Genomic DNA, 20355 nt, shown 5'->3' with positions numbered 1-20355 from the left:
CGCGTGTTAGGATGAGCCAAGGGGGCCACCTTCTACCATTGGGTACTGGATAAATGCAAATACCGTGACGGGCTCGAGAGCAGTAAGGAGATGAACCGGAATGTTTAAGGTAAAAAAACGGCCACTTAAAAAAGAAAAATTACCAGTTCTGTATAACATTCTTGAGAACTACACCGATCATGATCCCCCAGGGAATGTCATGGTTTGTGCCATGACCGAGGCAGAAGACCTTGGGAGTCATGCCAAGGTCTTGTCTGAGAGTTATGACATTCCCCTGGAAACCGTCAGCCGACTCTTGCTGGAGGGTGGGTTGTACGAGTATCCACAGTCTGGTTCCCTGGTGACAAAAGGATTGTTCGTCTGCAAGGTGGATCCTTCGGGAGCAGCCCCCAAACAAACTTGGGTATTGGACGTTGAACAGTACGCGGAAACAGAACAGTTACGAACAAGTTGGGGACTGTCCATGGAAGAGGCGGCTTCCCGGGTGTTTTTCCGCACGCTCCCACAGGAATTAAAGGAACGCTTGCAGCAAAAAAACTTAGGCCTGGATTACGCCAAGTTGGAACTAGCTGTAGCGAGGGGCGGAGACGTCAAATATATCGATTTCCGGAAGGACTGGTCTCCGCATTTTAAACGAAAATGCGTCATGCCCGATGGGAAACTCGTGGAAACGAGCGGTCTCGAAGATTTTGCCCGATTTCATAGTGTCTCTCAACAAGAAGCGCGTCACCTACTGGATCACGGTGGAACCTGCGAGTTAAAGACGGGCGGAGTATTGGCCTGCCAAATCGTCAATGGCCAACCGTCAGTCGCGCGGTTTAATGCGCGCCAATATTCGAAAGCCAAGGCACTCGTCAAGACTAAAGGGGGTCACATCATGGATGCCTTGAGTGAGGTCGCCATGAACGACCCCATTCTCATGCGCGCTTTGAGGCGAGCCGATACCACCAGCTAGAGGCGTCTCTCATCGTTCGTGGTTCGTATTTTTCGAGCCTTTTCTCGTCTTCCTCTTCATGCCTGAGCCTGATTCTCTTTTCAATCTTAAGAGATCCACCTCGATTGCCGATCAATTGATCAGAAAAACCAGGAAAAATGTAAAACATTTATCCTTCCTGACTTGAAGGGAAAAGCATGACGATCGAAGAACTCATTCAACATTGCGATGACTTGCCATCGATGCCTGATGTCTATCTCAGAGTACGGGAGGTCGTTGAAGATCCGAAGGCGTCGATGTTGGATCTTGCCAGAGCGCTCTCTCTGGATGTGGCCATGACCGCACGGGTTTTGAAGTTAGTCAACAGCCCTTTTTATGGGCTGTCTGAACGGATAGAAACGGTCTCTCGTGCGGCCAGCATTTTAGGCATGCAACCGCTGCACGATCTCGTTCTGGCGACCGCCGTGGCGACGACCTTTTCAAGAATCTCATCGACAACGATGGATATGAAAACATTCTGGCGCAATAGCGTCGAGCGAGGCCTCCTGGCTCGCGTGATTGCGCAAACCTATCATGTCATCGATAGTGAACGTCTTTTCGTGGGAGGCCTCTTAAGTGACATCGGCCACCTCGTGATGTTTCAAAAAATTCCTGACCTGGCTCAACAGGTACTCAAGCAGGGAAAGGAAGAACGAACGACGCGGACAACGCTTGAGACCAAGCTTCTCGGGTTTCATGCGGGAGAAGTCGGTGCGCGCTTGCTAGAGATGTGGAACCTTCCACTGAATTATCAAGACTCGACTCGCTATCACTTAGACCTGAATACGGCCCCCGCAATCACGCTCGAACTTGGGATATTACACGTCGCAGGAGTCGTCGAAGAATGTCAGCTACTTGAAATCCCGAGGGAGCATTGGATGTCATATGTGTCTCTCGAGCCGGCCGAGCTGCGAGAGTTAACGGATGAGGATCTTGATCGGTTCATGGCCTTTGTGCAGGAAGGGCTCAATCTCACGCTCGAAATGATCGCGCCCGCTATGGACCATGCTGCGTAAGCATCCCCTTACCGTGTGAATACGGCTGCCGAGTTCAGTTTCGGTTCGTTCATCTGAGTGTCCCAGAACCCAACCTGATTCCGCCCGCCCTCTTTGGCTTCATACAGGGCTTTATCCGCCATATCAAGCAGTTCCAATGGATCAATCATCGCCGGTCCGATCGTCGCGACGCCAAAACTCGACGTAATCGAAAGCTGAGACGTAGTCCGGATTTTTGTGCCACTTTCAGTCTCAACCCTGCGGCGCATGCGTTCAGCGATTTCCTGAGCTCCTGTGAGATCGGTGTTGGGTAAAATCACGCAAAATTCTTCCCCTCCGTACCGCCCGATGATGTCCGATGGTCTGAGACATTCAATCAGTGTTTTGACGAACACCTGTATTACTTGATCTCCGAGAGCATGACCATACCGGTCGTTAAAGGATTTGAAATGATCGATATCCGTCATGATACAACTGAGGGACAGATCGTTGTGCTTCGCGTTGACGTAGGTTTTCTCCAATCGTTCGAAAAATGCCCGGCGGTTCCAGCATCCTGTCAAGGGATCGCGAGTCGCCAAATGTTCGAGTTCCTCGTTTTTCTTGATGATTTCAGTACGGCTCTCGTGCAAATCTTTGAGCGCGTCCATGAGCTGAGCGTTGGCTTCATCCAATTCGGTGACATCATTGAAGGAGACGAGCACGCCGGTGACCTGTCCATGATCATCAGTGATTGGCGAACTGTTGATCAGAAATTTTCTGACTTCCTCCTTTTCAGCATGAGCCAGCAAGCCGGGAAATCCTGTTTGTGGGCAATTCTCCTGTCGGGCGGTCACCCAGGAATGTTCTTCCATCATCTGGTCTTTGCTGATCAGCCATGGCAATTCGGTCAATTTGATTCCCAGCAAATTAGACATCTGTTTTCCTGATTGCCGAACGAATGCCGTATTGGTGAGGAGAATGCGATCTTGGTTGTCAAGGATCACCACGCCTTCCTCGAGATTGTCCAATGCGGCCTTCACACGTTTCGGAATCACGGAGGATGGGTCAAGGTGCCGCAATGTGCGTTTCATGAAGAGCCAGTAGGCCAAGAAGCCAAGTATGGCGACGAACGTCAGATAACCAATCCATCGCGTCGAGACCCATGCCAGGAGTCCATACTCGTGTTTGGATCGAAACCGAATCTGAAGTACTCCCCACTTCGCCAATCCTTGGAAAATAGGGACTTGCATATGCTCCAATGTTGATTCGTCTTTTTTTTGTGGAGACCAGGCTTGGTGGTGCGCTGTTGTGGCCGCCAGCGTAGCTCCATTGATGGAAACTAAGGCCGCCGACACGATATCGTCGGTGCGGGCGACGAGTTGATTCATGGCAAATTCAATGGTCTCAAACTCATCTTGACTGGCGAGCGCTGTGTATTGAACGGCGAGGGACTCCGAGAGTGTTTGGCGGTAGGCGAAGAGTTGTTGGCGCTCGTCCGGCGCCACGGAAAATACGGTATTGCCCAGCAGCATCGTCGTGACGGTTAAGGAAACCAAGCCAATACTGATGGCAATGAGTGGAGGCAGTCGCATACTAGATCAGAGTCCGAATGATGGGAGGATTACGGGTCTTTTTTTACGTCTTGAAAAATCTCACCAATGCCTTGAAATTCTTGGTTTTCTTTGTCGGCTTGAGATTGGTTTTGCTGTTCGTGAATCTTGCGCGCGGTATAGCCGCCCGACAAAACAGGCAGCGGGTCGAAGTTTCCCCAAGCGGGGACAGAGGCCAAGAGACTCGTCAAAAAGGAAGAGCCTCGTAAAAACCAGGCGATATACCCGGCCGAGAGTGTCATGCCAGCGCCGCTGGCCAGACCGGATGCGAGGTCGGATTGGTCATTTGTATGGTGGAGCGTGCTTTGTAACTGTTGAGCCAGAGCGTCGAGCTGGAGATGGAGATCCATCGGAACAGTAGGGGCGATTCCTCCAATATCCAGTGATCGCATTGGGGCGGACGACATGTTGTCTGAATTCCATATGTTCGTGGGAAGAAAGTCGGTAGGTCTCAAAACATGCATTACATCTAACTGCTGTTGAGGGGGGTGAGCAGGGTGAGAATGCGAAGCCGAGTGACGATTGAACCGATCGTTCGTTTGATCCCGCTCTTCCAGGAAGGCTGGTGCGACAGGATTTGGTGTTCCCGGATTCTGGTCTCCGGCAGGGGCAGTCGTTGCCTCGTCGGTGTCTTCCGTACGTTCTTCAGAGACGGAGGCAGAATCTGTTTCCGGGGTGGGATCCGTTGACGGTTCAGGGGAAGGGAATGGGTCGAGAATAGGAGCGGGGGCCTCCACGATATTGGTTACGGTCACATTCAAGGTTTGAGAATCAAATCCGCCGTTTCCATCGCTGACTTGAATCTGGACTTCGTACACATTATCCCGATTGGCATCAACAGGATTTTCGAAATCAGGCGCCGTGTTGAATGTCAGGACTCCGGTACTGCTATTGATGCTGAAACGACTGGCGTCGGCCCCCCCCACCAGTCCATAGGTCAGAATATCTCCTGTATCATTGTCTGTAGCGGTCACGGTCGTAATGCCTGTGAGTCCCTCGATTATATTTATGCCGGCTGTCGGCCCGCCTCCGTTACTCGTGATTGTTGGAGACGTATTCGCCGCGGTCACGGTGGCGTTGATCGTTTGAATGTTGGTGCCGCCGTTTCCGTCACTGACCTGGACTTGAACGACGTAGATGTTGTTCATGTCCACATCTGCTGGAATCGCAAAGGCCGGCGCAGTGTTGAAGGCCAATGCTCCACTATTGGCGTCGATGTTAAACAGGCCTTGGTCCGCTCCACCGACCAAGCTGTAGGTCAGTGCGTCGACTGGGACATCAACATCGCTGGCCGTGACGGTCGTGACGGCTGTGTTCCCTTCAACCATATTGACATTCGCGGTGGTTCCACCGCCATCACTGGTAATCGTTGGGGCATCATTGACGGCGGTGACGGTGAGCGAGGCGGTATCGGTGGCACTGCTATAGGCGGTGGTGCCGCCGTTGGTGGAGACATCGACTTTACTGCCGGCGGCGCCGCTGGTTTGATCCCAGGCGCGATAGGTCACCGAAGCGGCATCGGCGTTTTGGCCATCGGGTACGAAGCGCAAGGAGTCGGTGCTGCGCAACAACAACGCAGAGGCATTGCTGACCGTGCCGACGTCAGTCCAGCCGGAGCCGGTGTTGTATTGCCAGGTGCCGTTACTGGCATTCACGCTGGTAATAGCGATGCCTTCGACGGCCCCGCTGTCGGCGTCAGTAATATCAGTCGTAACGATGGCCGAAATCAAATCGCCGCTGTTATTGGTATCGTCCTCCGTAATGGATGTGAGGGTGGGGCTGGCCGGGGTCAACACGGGGGCATCATTGACGGCGGTGACGGTGAGCGAGGCGGTATCGGTGGCACTGCTATAGGCGGTGGTGCCGCCGTTGGTGGAGACATCGACTTTACTGCCGGCGGCGCCGCTGGTTTGATCCCAGGCGCGATAGGTCACCGAAGCGGCATCGGCGTTTTGGCCATCGGGTACGAAGCGCAAGGAGTCGGTGCTGCGCAACAACAACGCAGAGGCATTGCTGACCGTGCCGACGTCAGTCCAGCCGGAGCCGGTGTTGTATTGCCAGGTGCCGTTACTGGCATTCACGCTGGTAATAGCGATGCCTTCGACGGCCCCGCTGTCGGCGTCAGTAATATCAGTCGTAACGATGGCCGAAATCAAATCGCCGCTGTTATTGGTATCGTCCTCCGTAATGGATGTGAGGGTGGGGCTGGCCGGGGTCAACACGGGGGCATCATTGACGGCGGTGACGGTGAGCGAGGCGGTATCGGTGGCACTGCTATAGGCGGTGGTGCCGCCGTTGGTGGAGACATCGACTTTACTGCCGGCGGCGCCGCTGGTTTGATCCCAGGCGCGATAGGTCACCGAAGCGGCATCGGCGTTTTGGCCATCGGGTACGAAGCGCAAGGAGTCGGTGCTGCGCAACAACAACGCAGAGGCATTGCTGACCGTGCCGACGTCAGTCCAGCCGGAGCCGGTGTTGTATTGCCAGGTGCCGTTACTGGCATTCACGCTGGTAATAGCGATGCCTTCGACGGCCCCGCTGTCGGCGTCAGTAATATCAGTCGTAACGATGGCCGAAATCAAATCGCCGCTGTTATTGGTATCGTCCTCCGTAATGGATGTGAGGGTGGGGCTGGCCGGGGTCAACACGGGGGCATCATTGACGGCGGTGACGGTGAGCGAGGCGGTATCGGTGGCACTGCTATAGGCGGTGGTGCCGCCGTTGGTGGAGACATCGACTTTACTGCCGGCGGCGCCGCTGGTTTGATCCCAGGCGCGATAGGTCACCGAAGCGGCATCGGCGTTTTGGCCATCGGGTACGAAGCGCAAGGAGTCGGTGCTGCGCAACAACAACGCAGAGGCATTGCTGACCGTGCCGACGTCAGTCCAGCCGGAGCCGGTGTTGTATTGCCAGGTGCCGTTACTGGCATTCACGCTGGTAATAGCGATGCCTTCGACGGCCCCGCTGTCGGCGTCAGTAATATCAGTCGTAACGATGGCCGAAATCAAATCGCCGCTGTTATTGGTATCGTCCTCCGTAATGGATGTGAGGGTGGGGCTGGCCGGGGTCAACACGGGGGCATCATTGACGGCGGTGACGGTGAGCGAGGCGGTATCGGTGGCACTGCTATAGGCGGTGGTGCCGCCGTTGGTGGAGACATCGACTTTACTGCCGGCGGCGCCGCTGGTTTGATCCCAGGCGCGATAGGTCACCGAAGCGGCATCGGCGTTTTGGCCATCGGGTACGAAGCGCAAGGAGTCGGTGCTGCGCAACAACAACGCAGAGGCATTGCTGACCGTGCCGACGTCAGTCCAGCCGGAGCCGGTGTTGTATTGCCAGGTGCCGTTACTGGCATTCACGCTGGTAATAGCGATGCCTTCGACGGCCCCGCTGTCGGCGTCAGTAATATCAGTCGTAACGATGGCCGAAATCAAATCGCCGCTGTTATTGGTATCGTCCTCCGTAATGGATGTGAGGGTGGGGCTGGCCGGGGTCAACACGGGGGCATTGTTCGTTGCGGTCATGTTGAGCGCCAATTCCGACGTGTCACCATAGCTTCCGCCGCCAAGGTCCACGGTAGCCGTGGCCGTCACCGATTCACCAGCGACGACAGAGGCCGACAGCGTGATGTTGAAGGAGGCGTTCCCTGCTCCATCGGTTGTCACGGTCGTATACCCAAGATACCGTTCGGCTTCGCCATGGCCGCTTCCATCAGCCGTCGTGTTGGCAAAAAACTCAATCCGGTAATTTTGGCTCAAGAGGTCCGTATTGAACGTTCCCGCAATGACAACCTGACTCGCGGTTTTAAGACTCACGGTCGTGAGCACCGGATAATTCTGTAAATTATTGCCACCAGTGTCCCCGTCATCGGCGTCATTGGGTGTGACTCCAAGCGGTCCACTATTCAGATCAATGCCTATCCCGACATTTGAGTAGAGGACATTGCCTAGTAAGGCATTCCCGATGGAAGTGGTATCCGATACGTCGATGCCAGCCGTAAAGCTGCCACCCTGGCCATTGAATGCGATGGTATTGCTTTCCCCGGCGTTTTCGCCGCCCAGGAGATTGGAGGATGCGCCGTTTTCAAACAGCACGCCATTTTCCTGGTTGCCGAGATTCACCGTGCCAGTGGCATCAGTCCCGATATAGTTGCCTTGAATGATATGCCCGGAGCTTGCCCCGTCTAGCTCCAGCCCGACAAACCCGCTGGCGCCGATTACATTGCCCATCCCAATGCCGCCGATGATGTTATCGTCACTGCCGAAGCCGATATAGATGCCAGAGTTCGCATTTCCGAGAGCTGTCGTGCCATCCGCTGCCACACCGACATAGTTGTTTTGTACGGTGTGGCCGTCCGTCGTTTCACCAGTGATCTGAATTCCTGCCCGATCGTTTCCAGACAGGATATTGCGATGTGCCGCTGTGGTGCCTCCGATAGTGTTGCCCGTGGCCCCATTTTGGATTAAGACGCCGTCGAAGGTATTCCCTACATCCGCGTCACCGTTGAAATCTGTGCCAATATAGTTCCCGGCTATGGTGTTGGACGAGGTGCCGGTATGCCGGATGACGATGCCATTGGTGTTCCCTGAGATCACGTTACGTGCGGCGGCGTCTGTTCCCCCGATGGTGTTGCCAGTGGCGGCATTCTGGATGAGGATGCCGGCAAAGCCATTTCCTAAATCCGCCGTGCCGGTCACGTCTAGGCCGATGTAGTTTCCTTGGACCGTATTATTGTCGCTGGAGAGATCAAGCCCAGCCCCCTCAAATTGGTTAATCACCAATCCTTGGATCGTGCTGCCATCGCTGCCCGAGGCGAAGGTCAGACCAGCGACGGCTCCTGCGCTACTGCCATCCAATTCGATGACTGGTGTGCTCACAAAGTCCGGCTCTGTCGTTCCGTCAATGATGACGGTGTCGGTGATGTTGGGCAGTACCGAGGTGGGCGTGATGGTATGTGGACCAGCGCCTGCAATATTGAACCCGATGGTGTCAGTCCCCACATTGGCATTGGCATCCAGAATAGCTTGCCGGAACGAACCAGCTCCTGAATCATTCGTGTTCGTCACGGTATAGGTGGCAAGGAGGCCTTCCCATACGGCTTGACTGGCTTCACCGATGACTGCGGTCGTTTCAATCGTGCCGGTTGAAATTTCCAGGTCCCAGTCACCGCCGAGTTCTGCGTTTCCGGTGAGGTCGTTAGAGGCAGCGATATCCGCTCCGGTCAGTTCGGCTAATCTGACAGCGGCGGCCTGACCTACTTCACCTTCGCCAAAACTACAGCCATAGATGAGTAAATCGGCCTCCTCCGATAGAGCCTGGCCGATGGTCGCGAGGGCCTCGTGATAGTTCCCATTCATGGAGTCGATGGTTAAGGAACTGGTTCCTACTTGTAGGTGAGCCTGTTCACCATGCGACACGATATGGAGTGCATCGACGCCCTCTCGATCGCGTAGTGCGTCCGTGATTTGCCAGATCCCATCGAGTGTCGGATCCAAAAGCACGATTTCGGCATTCGGATCAATATTTTTGATGAGCGTTTGGTAATCATTCACGCGGGTATCGATGAAGACGATTTCTTGTCGATCGGTCCTGGCTGGTAAGGCGATTAAGGACTCGAGTAGCGGATCAGATGCCGGGTGATGTCCTCCCTCATGCTCTCCGGATTCTTTGGGCTCAGACGCCTCGGCCTGGTCCTGAACGTCTTGGTCGTTGACGATCGTGTCGGCAGTGACGAGTGCTGCGCCATCAAACAGGAGACGTGGTTCCAAGGCCAGCAATGCTTGCATGAAGCGATTTGGACTGGAGGTTGAGGAATGTGATGATTTCATGCGTGATCCAAAAATAGACAAACGAGCTATCTGGCTATGCCAGGCCTCCGCCTCATGGAAATAGTGTGGATTCAGGCCTCTAGCTGTATTTTCCCTAGTCTCTACATCGGCCACGACGCTCAAAATATCCACTTTTTGCGATCTATTGATGAATATCAGAAAAAGTCCTATGGCTGACTTCCCATTTTTCCTATGAACCAACGCTCTGTGAGGCCATGTTGGTTGCTTCATGTTTGTTGTGTTTCAGGGAAGTTGGTGGCGGTGACGGAACAGTTCTCAGAAAAGAAAACGAACGGTGTGGTGGGTGTGCTAGAGCGGTAGACTAAAATCCCATTTCCCGTACCAGGACTGAAACCACAAAATCTCGGAATTGGATGGCCAGACTCTGTGGAGCGCCCTGCACGTGAATAAGGCCTTTGATTACCTGCTTGCTTGGAGGCAGATGCTCGAGCGGCGTGAGGGTGACTCGATACACCCCGGATTTCGGAATGAGTTCTCCTTTTCCATTTTCTCGCACGGGGATATTTCCCCCAAAGACGGAGGCCAGGTACGGAATGACGAGCGTTTCCTCATCGACATGGCGGATATCTGAAATGCGGGCTTGAATCGCCGGTTGCATGAGATCATCCGGAATGAACGTCGCGTGTTGTCCGATTTGTAATCTTGACAGTTCTGTCTGGGATGTGAGTGCCACAAGTTTTTGGGTCTGCGGTCTGAAGATTCGCGTGAGGGGAAGTTGTTCATTGATCCAACGTTTGGGATGCAAAGACTGTTGAACGTCGACGATGACCCCGGAAAACGGGGCTTTCAACAGGAGATTGTCTTTCATTTCCTGCAGTCCGCGAAGCGTCGAGAGTTCGGTGCCGAGTGTTTCGATGAGGACGTGGGTATTGGCCAACAGGTCCGGGTCGCTGGTGATTGTCTGTATCTGACGTTTCAGGGCATTCACGCGGACATGAGCCTGCCGGAGATCATGCTCGATCGACGGAGAGGTTAACCGGATCAGGATTTCTCCCTGTTCAACGTGCTGCCCGTTGTCAATCTTGCTTTCGAGCAGTTGCGCAGCTGCGGGGGAGAAAATCACGGTGTGGTCTTCGGCTTGAAGGATAGCTGGAATGGTTACACGCGTATGCCAGGGCATGCAGGCCGTCAAGACTATGAGTGCCAGAATGGTTCCTGAGATCCATGCCCGAGGGGTTTTCACGATATGATCTCTGAATTTCCACCATTCTTTGATTTCGCGGCAAACGGGCATCACGATGAACCAGACTATTTCGACCGTGAATAAGATGACGCCGAGAAGCTTGAAGAAAAAGTGGTAGACCAGGACGGCGATGCCCGTCAGGAGAACAAATCTGAACAGCCATGTACTCCAGGCGTAGGCGATAAGCCCCTTGCGCAGCAGTGGTGTCGTGTGTTCTGGAGGGGGTACGTTCAGGCCGAAGAGCACATCCCGGAGTTTCCAGCGACCGAATGCGAACGCCCGCTGTTGAAGGTTGGGAATGCCGAGAAAATCCGAAAGGACATAGTATCCATCGAATCGTAACAGGGGATTCAGGTTAATCGTGAGCGACATGACCCAGCTTGTCGTGGCGATCACGAAGACAATGCTGCGGAAAATTCCGTCAGGCAGAAAGTTCCAGAGGAATGTCGCGCACATCGCCAATGCGACTTCCGCGATCATCCCCGAGGCCGCGATGAGGATCCGCTCTCGGCGGGACGCGAGGCGCCAAGCGTCTGTCGTGTCCGTATACAAGAGAGGGAACATGACGAGGAATGCGATTCCCATCGTGTGCACCCGGCATCCATACTTGGTGGCGGTGAACGCATGCGCGCATTCATGCAGGACTTTGACCCCGCAGAGTGCGATCCCGAAGGCGATTACTCCTTCTAACGAGAACAGATGAAGGAAGGAATGAATAAAGCCGTCCCATTGACGGCTGACGAGGAAGACGCCAAGAATTCCGAGAACGGCGACAAAGGCTGCCGTGACTGGCGTCATCAGAGGAGCCACGTAGGGGAGTGTGATTTTCAGTAAACGATCCGGTTGGATTACCGGGATTTTGAAGAAGAGATACTGATGGAGCAGCGCTATAAGCCAGGATTGTTGCCTAGCCTCGGCCTGTGCCGCAAAGGTTGCACTGCTCCCTGTCATAGGGGCTTGCGTCAAGTGATTCGCGTATAGAAATTTAAGGAATTCTTCGACGTCTTTCTTGGTGATGGTGCAGGACGTTTCCAAGGAGATCCTGTCCACGAGCTGCTCGACCGTTCCTGCATTCCATCGCGTCAATAATTGATAGGCCCCGTATCCGATCTGAAGATAGGCATTGCGAACGGGGTCAACGATGGTCCAGGTTGGTTCTCCCTGCAACGTCGGCATGCTCTTGATCACGTGCAAGTCGTCGCGTAACGGAGGGAGAGGGGAGTGCCTGGTGTTGACCTGACTCATCACCAGCCAAGGTATTGCCTGATCGCTGAGAGTGGTCGCCGGAAGACCAGGAAGAAGACGGTGGTTTGGTCACCGTAGATTTTTGCCGTGCCCCGCCAACCGATCCGCACGTCGGAGGGCCTATGGTGAAATTTCGCGATGACGCGGTATGCGAGGATGTGTTCGGGAAGCTCAACGGCTTGATAGCTGGCGCGGATAAGCGTCGCTGGGTAGGTGTCCAGTGGCTTTGCGTCTAAGAATATTTCGATGGCTGCGCGATCCTGCAGCGCAATCGCGTCGTTGACCGGGACGTCGATCTTTAATTCGATCTTTTCAGGGTCGGCGATTTCCATGATCCGCTCTCCGGTCTTGATTGGACGGCCTACCCAGTCCGATTGATCGGAGTATAGAAGCAACCCAGTTTGGGTGGCTTTGACGGCGACGTGTTCCAGACGTTCCAAGGCGTAATCACGTTCGGTCTCCTGCAACTGCACTTCGGCTCTGAGTAACGGAACTTGCGCATCGCTCTCCGCGGCTGCGAATGCCTGTTGTGTGACCTTGCGGTATTCCGCGATGGCTTTGGTGAGATTGTGTTCCGAGACTTCATACTGACTGCGTAAATCGGTGTCGTCATACTGAAAAATGACTTGTCCCTTCCCCACTCGCGTATTTGGAGGGACGAGGATTTCCGCGATCATTCCATCCATGGGCGCGCTGACGATCGCCGGTTCCCGAGCGACGATTTCGACTGGGGCCAATGTTGACAGACGGACAGGGATGGCCATTGCAATCAGGCCGGTGAACAGGGCGAGCCATAGCCATTTTCGAGATGTTCTCTGTGTGAGCGATATGCGCTTCCGTCGGGCCATGGCTCCCCATGCGTGAGCGTAGGTGTCGCACAGCCGTTGGGCGATGGTGGCCTCACTGTCTTGCCAGGGCGTGTCTTTGGCCAGCCATAGGCCGCCTAGGAATGTCTTGTCGGGAAGGATGAATGGACACCACAAGACATGAGGAAAGGAAAATTCTTTCCATCCGTTTTTAAGGTCCGGTGGACATTCATCCGCGGAAAATAGTTGTTTTTCTGGCACACCTTCTTTCTGGCGAAGGGCATGAAGCGTCTGCTCCAGCCACAGAGTGAGTGGCGCGTCTCGCCGAATGGCCGGCACACTGGAAGCGGTTTCAAGCTGACAGCGACTTTTGAGGTTGGCGCCGGCTTTGAACAGGAACGCCTGTCGGTACGGAAGCAGTCGCCGCGTTTCGTTCACCGCCAGGAAATGGAGTTCTTTGATGCTCTGGGCCATGCGAGCCTGGGGCTCAAGCTGGAGTAACGTGAACAGGGCTTGGAATTCCAGAGATGCGAGGCCTGATGTTGAAGTAGGCGGTGGGGCCGCCGTGTCAGCTTTTGCGGAAAGAGGCGGTGCGTTTTCTGTCGGTTCAAGGAGCTCTGTCGTAGTACCTAAGTGAGCCGTCGGCCGATGTTCTTCGTTCCTCATGCTACCCTATGTCGTCATCGTCGTTTCCGCGTGGGCTTGAGCGACAAGTCGGCCGGACCCGATACGTTCTTTTTGGCGTTGTGCGCCTTTGTTTGGGACAGGGTTTTAGTCTGGGCTTTGGCTTGGGTATTGGATTCTGTGGTGGGGATTGGTTGGTCAGGGAAATGTGCGCTGCCGCTCATTCCCGAGAGAATATCCTGTGGCGTTTCGAGGAAATGTCCTGTTATTCGGAAAGTCTGGCTGACCGGATCGATGCTCGCACCTAGTATGGCGACTGTGGCTTTGTGAGTCTTTCCGGTCTCATCCACGGTAAAATCAAATGGCTTGTCCTTTCCAACCCATTGTAAGGCGGTTGACGGGAGAATCAGTTCAATCTCATACCGACTATCATCCAGGATGCTCAACAACTGATCGTAGGGATTGACGCTCTCATACTGATTGACCAGCGTTTTGACGACTCGCCCAGAGAAGGGAGCTCTGATCACACAGTTGTTCACGTCGGTTTGTGCAATATCCACTGCAGCTTGAGACTTTTTAACCTCCGCGAGGCTGATCTCGATTTCCAGTCCACCGATCGCATGCAGCGTGGATAGTTGCTGCCCGTTTTTCAATGTTTTGACGTTGGCTTCGTGTTCGGCTTTGGCACTGGCCAGATTCGCTTCGAGTTTGGAGCACTCAAAGGAGACGAGTACCTGGTTTTTCTTGAATCGTTGCCCATCCCGTAGCGGGAGATATTGAATGCGTCCTTGTATTTCACTGGATAATACCGCTTCCGCTGCAGGCGTGATGATGCCGCGAATACTATTCAGTTCAGCGCGTGCCGGTGATGATTTTGGTTTGATTTTGGCTTGTACGGAGACGGAGAGACTGAGCAAACATGAGATGGCCACGGTCGCCATCCCCAGTGTTCTCGCTCTTCGTAGGATAATGGATTTCATGTTGCTGAATTTGACTAGGCCGTTTCCTGATTGGATGTTTTTAAGCCATCCCATTGATTCCGTAAGGCATTGGCGATCTCGGAGATCTTCCGGCCCTCTATCCGTTCTGGCAGGAGTTCTTCCCCGATTGCCGCGAGGAGATTCGCGTAGGCCGTTTCATATTCCGCTCGTGCGGCTTCGTGACGGAGCTCAGCGAGGATGCCGTTTAGTCGTTCACGAATGATCGTGCGTTGACCCTGCCGTCTGGCGTTCCACGAATGCTGAACGAGTTCTTCGATATGTTCTTGAGTGTCAAAGTAGGCTCGTGCTGAGTGAAGGGCGGTTTTGGCCGCTGTGAGTTGAGCCAAGCTGACGTGCACCTGACTCATGACCGTCATCGTCAGGGCAAGACTTTGAGTGTGCAGGATCTGATCCTGAAGCTCGATGATCGTGAATTGTTTGGGAGTTCGAAACACGTTCAGCAGGTTCCAGCTGATTTTGGCTCCGTAGGACAGCCAGTGGTTATTGAACAGAAAACTATTGCTGCTGTAATTCGGTCCGAACTGAAGATTAAGGTTCGGTAACATATCCAAGAGAGCGGCCTTGGTTTCTTCAGCATTGATTCGTTTTCGATAGTCGATTGTCCGAAGTTCCGGCCGATGTACGAGTGCGCGATGCTCCAGTTCTTTCACCGACAGCGCGAGCGTGGGAATGGGATCTTCACGTGATGCAAGCGTCAGCTCGTAGGTCTGACCCGGCGTCAGGTTCATGAGTTCAGCCAGTTCAAATCGAGACACCGACAGCGCGTGATACAGCTTTTGAATTTCGTTTTTCGTCGAGAGCAATTCTCGTTGATATTGCAAGGAAGCCAGGGGGGGTTCCAGTCGACGTTGCTGAGCTTGCTCGAGTTCGTCCAAAGCCTTGGTGACCCAGTCCTCGAGGAGGGCCAGCCGTCCGAGCATGCGGTTGGCACTGACTGTTCGCCAGAAGGTCGTTCGGACGTGTTGCATGACCCGATTGGCCACGCGTCGCCGTTCCTCTTCGGCGATCAGCACATTATTCGCAGCCTGTTTGGCGCGAACGTAGGACAGGCCGAAATCGAGGACATCCCAGCTGAGACTTAAATCCGTCGTGAAAACATTTTTCTGGGACGACGTGGACGGTTCGAGTGAGGTTTGTCCGCTTAACAATGATCGGCTGGTGGCTCCGCTGTAGTTACTGCGGCCGTCATAGCCACTGTTGAGGACGAGTTGTGGGAGCAGGTCATAGTGAGACAGGTCGAGTTGTTGATGCGCGAGCATTGTCTTCATGACTTCCACTTTCGTCTCGAGGTTGTAGGCCAGCGCTCGAGCCATCGCTTCGAAAATGTCGATGGGGTCGGTAACGGGGTCTTGATCTTTCGTGACATATTGCAAGTCATGAGTGATGCGAGCCTGGATATCAGATTCGGTTAACCGTTCCGGCGTCACGACACACCCGGCTTGTACAATCAAAAGTACGATAAGAGATAAGGCTGTTAGTCTGTTGATCAGGTTCCACATACTCCACGAGCCCGGACATTTAGGAGTCGTCCATGAAAAACATCATCCCCTGTCGGTCCTGATGGACTAATTTTTGACACTTCATGAGCATTGTCGGTTTTTGTGAGCGTTTAGTTAAGTTTTGTGCCGTCAGTGAGAGCGTCCGGCGCGGGTATACGCGATACAGGGACTTCAATCTTGGGAGGTGGGTTTGGCCCGATTGCCGGCCATGCGGACGAGGAGAGAGCGGGGCATATAATGAGTCAGGAAATCAATAGCCCTGCCTTGCCAGCCTACCGTGACGCGAGCATGACGTTTCTTGAGACCGTTCAAGGAGGCTTTGACGACTTCCTGGACGGTTTGAGAGCCGAGGGGGTTCTTGGGTTGATGTCCGGCTGTTCGGTGAAAGTCGGTTTGAGTGGAGCCGGGGCAACAGGCTTGAATCGTCACGCCGGATGCGCGGACTTCCTCCGCCAGAGCTTCGGAAAATGAAATCAGAAAGGCCTTGGTCGCGGCATACTCAGCCATGTAGGGGATTGGGAGAAATCCCGCCACTGATGCGACATTGATAATAGTACCCTTCCGTCGCGCGATCATGGAGGGTAAAAAACGATGGGTGCTTTCGACGATGGTATTGATGTGCAATCGAAGCATGGCTTGGACCTGAGCGACGGGTGTCTGGACAAACGCCCCAAACATCCCGAATCCCGCGTTGTTGATCAGCAGGTCGACGGGCAGAGGCGATCGTTGCGCGGTCTCGAAGAGTTCGTCAGAGGCAGTGTCGTTCGTCAAGTCTATGCATGCCGTTCTCACCTCGATAGCATGCGCGTCTGAAATTTCACCGGCCACCTGCTCTAAACGAGCTTGATTCCTGGCCACGAGGAGCAGGGAATACCCTTCGCCGGCGAGGGCTCTGGCATACTCTGCGCCGATGCCTCTTGAGGCTCCTGTGATGACGGCCTGTCCAAGTGTCGAGTGGGGCTGGTTCATATCCGTCCTTCATGATCGTCACTGCACATGATTCGTCACCTCATCACGCATTCTGTGTCTTTCGAGGAATGATGCCGCCATGCGTCTTGGCCCATTACTCGCCAGCCTGTCATGTTCTTGGGTTTTATTGAGCGCCTTTTAAGGAAATATGTAAAAAAACCGATGAGCCCCAGAAACCAACAGCGTGTCCAGCAGTCGATAGTGTGATGAACGTCGCTTTTTCACGGATGTCGGGTTGACCGATCGTTCGCGACGTGAGCCAGTCTATATTTTCCTGCATAGCACGAGGGATGGACGTGTATGAGTGAACAGCAATCCAGCGTCGGATCTGCCAGTTGCGTGGCCGAATTGCCTGCCCATCATTGTACTCCGGATGTCCCGAAGAAGGAACTCAATCTTGAACAGGCTCTTGCGGACATGGAAGAGCAATCCGCGATGCTCGTCAAAACGGCCGGCCTCGTCGCGACCTCATACAAAAAGTTACGGGATGCCGCCAAAGTCGGAGATTTGGTGAAACTTCGTCGGTTGTTGGAGGAAGCGAGGCAAGCGACGCTGACACTTGGATGTGACTTTGGCAAGGCGCAAGAGAATTGGAATTTTTTCGATGAAGGACGGTACTTATCGGGGAAAGGGTATCGAGAGGAATTACTGTCTGCGGCTCAGCAAATGGGCGTGAATATCTATGAACATGATGGATATCTCTTTTCCTATCCCGTGTTGCTGCAGATTCTTCATAAGGAGCGAGCCGTCGCCATTGATCGTACAAAGGAGAGCCGCCTCCGCCCATCCGTCTTAGTCAAGAAATTAAAAGAGGTCCAGAACAAGCCGCCACGGTTGAAAACACAGACCTTCCTGGAAATGTTGTTCTCCGCCTATTCGATCGTAGTCGCCGGACGAGGGAAGCATTTGATCGGCACGGGAACGGTCATCCCTCTTCTCGAACTGTATCAACTTTTAACCCTGTTGCCCTGGCAAGCGACGGAGTACACACGACAGGAATTTGGTCGTGATGTGTATCTATTGGATAAGAGCGGGACCGTCGTGACCAAGAAAGGGCATCGGGCAAATTTTCATGCCAGTACCGGCGTCCGGGATGCGAATCGAACCCTGACGGTGATCGCCCAGGGAGGGAGAGAGAAGACCTACTATGGTCTCTCGTTCGTGAAGACAGGATAAGGCAGTGAAGCGTTGGGGTGAGGAAAGAACGGTGAGACTGTATTACCTTTCGTTCCTGCGGTCCGATCGTGAATCGATACGAACATCTTAGAAGGTCTGACGATGGCAATGTCACCACATGAATGGTTAACGATCCTTCAAAAAGAGTACCTCCAACAGTATGTTCGGGATGGAGGATCGGTCGTGAAGTTCGCAGTAGGGACTGAAGGCACCGATCTCTCGCAGTTTTCCGCTCAGCTCCGCGTGATGGCCCAGCACGAAGACTATGTCGTGGTGAACGCTGACGCCCGTTCGACGAAAGTGCAATTGATCGATTTGCTCTTTCAGGAGATCGCCCGGCAAATCGATTGGGACGCGTTGGCCTACCGGTTCCTGAAACGGTTGCTCGCGCAGAACCACTGTCAGACTCCAGAAACTCCCAGTGACTGTCATTGGACCTTTCTTGCGACCCTCAATGGTCGAGAAGAAGCCGATTTAAAACGTGATCTGACCGGATGGCTGGAACAGGCGTTGTTCCATGATTATCACATGAGTCTTGAATTTCGCCTCGCCATGATGCAGCTCTGTCTGGCACGGCTTGAGCCACCAGGGGAGACGTCCACACTCGCGACATCCATTAAAGCCTGGTTATGCGGGGAGCTGCGGTACCTGTCAAAGCTCAAAGAAGCCCTGATATTCCAAAAGGTTTCACGAAACAATGCCCGTTTCTTGTTCGCCTCTCTCACGCATTGGATTCGTGTAATCGGCGATCGAGGGCTTGTCGTTTCTCTCGATATTTCCGCATTCGTACAGTCTCGGTCGGTCAAGAAGGAGAGAGCGGGGTTGTCCTATAGTCCTGCGGCGGTCCTCGACGCCTATGAGATGTTGCGGCAATTTATCGATGGAACGGATGAAATTGAAGGCTTATTGATGGTGGTCATCGCGCCCTTTGAATTTTTAACGAACCAACGATTGGGTCTGAACCGGTATGAAGCATTAAAACTCCGCATACTGGACGATGTGCGAGATAAGTACCGGCAGAATCCTCTTGCTCCGATGATCAGACTTTCGAATGCGTCTTCATCGTCTGGTGAGGTGGGCTCGTATCGTCGCATGTCAGAAGGGGGCAATGCTCAGGCGCAACGAGTGATCGAATCATTGCGATCGGGAGTTCCAAATGCCGAAGTGGTCAAAACCCTGGGGTGTCCTCAACCCATAGTCCAATCAAAATTTCAACAGTTACTCCATGATGCTCAAGGGAGTGTGGAAAAGGGATGGACCACGAAGGGCATGCTCGTGGAGGGAGGATTTGGGACTGGGAAATCACATCTCTTGGAATCACTACAACAGATGGCCTTGGAGCAAAACTTCGTCACGAGCCGGGTCGTCATCAGCAAGGAAACTCCTCTGTATAATCCCGCCTTGATGTTTCGGGCTGCGATCGAGTCGGCGGTGATCCCTCAGAGACGTGGGGAAGCGCTCATGGAAGTGACGCGCGGCTTGCAATTTCAAAGTCCGCGATTTGCACAGTTTTCCGAATGGGTCAACCGACAGGGAGGCGAGATTGACGCTAGGTTTGCCGCAACGCTTCTTTTGTATGAACGCATGATCAATGATCCTGAACTGAGTCATCGCATACTTCGATTCTGGGCTGGCGACCCGCTCAGTGATGGGGAAATCAAGCGATACGTGAAAGCCTGCGACTCGGGCATGACGTACCGCTTTGACAAATTGACCTCGGCCGAAATGGCCCTGCAACGTTTGAAGTTCGTTTCCCGTCTGATGGTGGCTGCCGGCTATTCCGGCTGGATTTTGCTGATTGACGAAGCCGAAATCATCGGACGCTACTCCTTCAAGCAGCGCGCGCAATCGTATGCTGAATTAGCCCGATGGATGGGACGTTTAGAGGCGTCGAGCTTTGCTGATATCGGGTACAAATCAGGTTTGGCCTCTGTGTTGGCGCTGACTGACGATTTTCAAAGTGCGATCTTGGATGAAAAAGGTGATCGGGAAATGGTGCCGGCAAAGTTGCGGGACACGGGCTCAGAAGCTGATTTGGTGTTATCACGTCAAGCCGAACAGGGAATGCAGTTGATCGAATGTGAACGTATTCCTCTCGTGGGCCCCCACGATAAACGGATCGAGGAAATTTATCAGAAGATTTGGTCCGTCCATGCGCAGGCTTATGGATGGAATCCCCCTCAAGTCCCGACGATTGAACGATTATCGAGCACGAGAATGCGGGAATACGTCAAAGGGTGGATTACGGAATGGGATCTGAAGAGACTGGCCCCGGGGGAAACCGTCGAAATTGAATTGACGGAAGTGCGGCAGGATTACACCGAGGATGCGGATTTGGAAGCGAGTCCAGACGAAGTGGCCCAGCCGGTTCTGGCCGAATCGCATTCCTGACCCAGCACACAGCTAGCGTAAGCATGGGAAAGGACGACAGAAGAGAGTCATGAAA

General features: G+C 53.8%; 11 protein-coding genes. 4 read left to right on the top strand and 7 right to left on the bottom strand.

Annotated elements, in window-relative coordinates; all coding sequences use genetic code 11:
• The first annotated feature begins 100 nt into the window (after window positions 1-100).
• Together MRJ96_16845 and MRJ96_16840 are read left to right on the top strand one after the other, a co-directional pair.
• Window positions 101-955 (top strand): hypothetical protein, encoded by an 855-nt coding sequence (locus MRJ96_16845; GenBank protein MDR4503113.1) that lies wholly within the window; start codon window positions 101-103, stop codon window positions 953-955.
• Between the two features lie 176 nt (window positions 956-1131).
• Window positions 1132-1989, top strand: a complete 858-nt coding sequence (locus MRJ96_16840; protein MDR4503112.1) for an HDOD domain-containing protein — start codon at window positions 1132-1134, stop codon at window positions 1987-1989.
• A gap of 8 nt (window positions 1990-1997) precedes the next feature.
• On the opposite strand, the gene MRJ96_16835 is transcribed toward MRJ96_16840, so the two are convergent.
• The 7 genes from MRJ96_16835 to MRJ96_16805 form a co-directional block, all read right to left on the bottom strand.
• A complete protein-coding gene (locus MRJ96_16835) occupies window positions 1998-3539 on the bottom strand; it encodes a diguanylate cyclase (GenBank protein ID MDR4503111.1) in 1542 nt (513 codons plus the stop codon).
• Window positions 3540-3568: 29 nt separating this feature from the next.
• Window positions 3569-9385 (bottom strand): DUF4347 domain-containing protein, encoded by a 5817-nt coding sequence (locus MRJ96_16830; GenBank protein ID MDR4503110.1) that lies wholly within the window; start codon window positions 9383-9385, stop codon window positions 3569-3571.
• A gap of 322 nt (window positions 9386-9707) precedes the next feature.
• Window positions 9708-11765, bottom strand: a complete 2058-nt coding sequence (locus MRJ96_16825; GenBank protein ID MDR4503109.1) for an HlyD family efflux transporter periplasmic adaptor subunit — start codon at window positions 11763-11765, stop codon at window positions 9708-9710.
• Between the two features lie 68 nt (window positions 11766-11833).
• A complete protein-coding gene (locus MRJ96_16820) occupies window positions 11834-13306 on the bottom strand; it encodes a biotin/lipoyl-binding protein (GenBank protein ID MDR4503108.1) in 1473 nt (490 codons plus the stop codon).
• 14 nt (window positions 13307-13320) lie between these two features.
• Window positions 13321-14244, bottom strand: a complete 924-nt coding sequence (locus MRJ96_16815) for an efflux RND transporter periplasmic adaptor subunit (protein MDR4503107.1) — start codon at window positions 14242-14244, stop codon at window positions 13321-13323.
• Between the two features lie 14 nt (window positions 14245-14258).
• A complete protein-coding gene (locus MRJ96_16810; GenBank protein ID MDR4503106.1) occupies window positions 14259-15764 on the bottom strand; it encodes a TolC family protein in 1506 nt (501 codons plus the stop codon).
• A 171-nt stretch (window positions 15765-15935) separates the two neighbouring features.
• A complete protein-coding gene (locus MRJ96_16805; protein ID MDR4503105.1) occupies window positions 15936-16733 on the bottom strand; it encodes an SDR family oxidoreductase in 798 nt (265 codons plus the stop codon).
• A gap of 300 nt (window positions 16734-17033) precedes the next feature.
• Here MRJ96_16805 and MRJ96_16800 point away from each other — a divergent pair, with 300 nt between their 5' ends.
• Complete coding sequence (locus MRJ96_16800; GenBank protein MDR4503104.1) at window positions 17034-17909, top strand: hypothetical protein; 876 nt, start codon at window positions 17034-17036, stop codon at window positions 17907-17909.
• A 102-nt stretch (window positions 17910-18011) separates the two neighbouring features.
• Complete coding sequence (locus MRJ96_16795) at window positions 18012-20300, top strand: ATP-binding protein (protein MDR4503103.1); 2289 nt, start codon at window positions 18012-18014, stop codon at window positions 20298-20300.
• The last annotated feature ends 55 nt before the right edge of the window (window positions 20301-20355 follow it).

It is taken from the genome of Nitrospirales bacterium, assembly GCA_031315865.1.
Lineage (GTDB): Bacteria > Nitrospirota > Nitrospiria > Nitrospirales > UBA8639 > JAGQKC01.
This window is presented reverse-complemented; position numbering and strand designations above follow the sequence as displayed.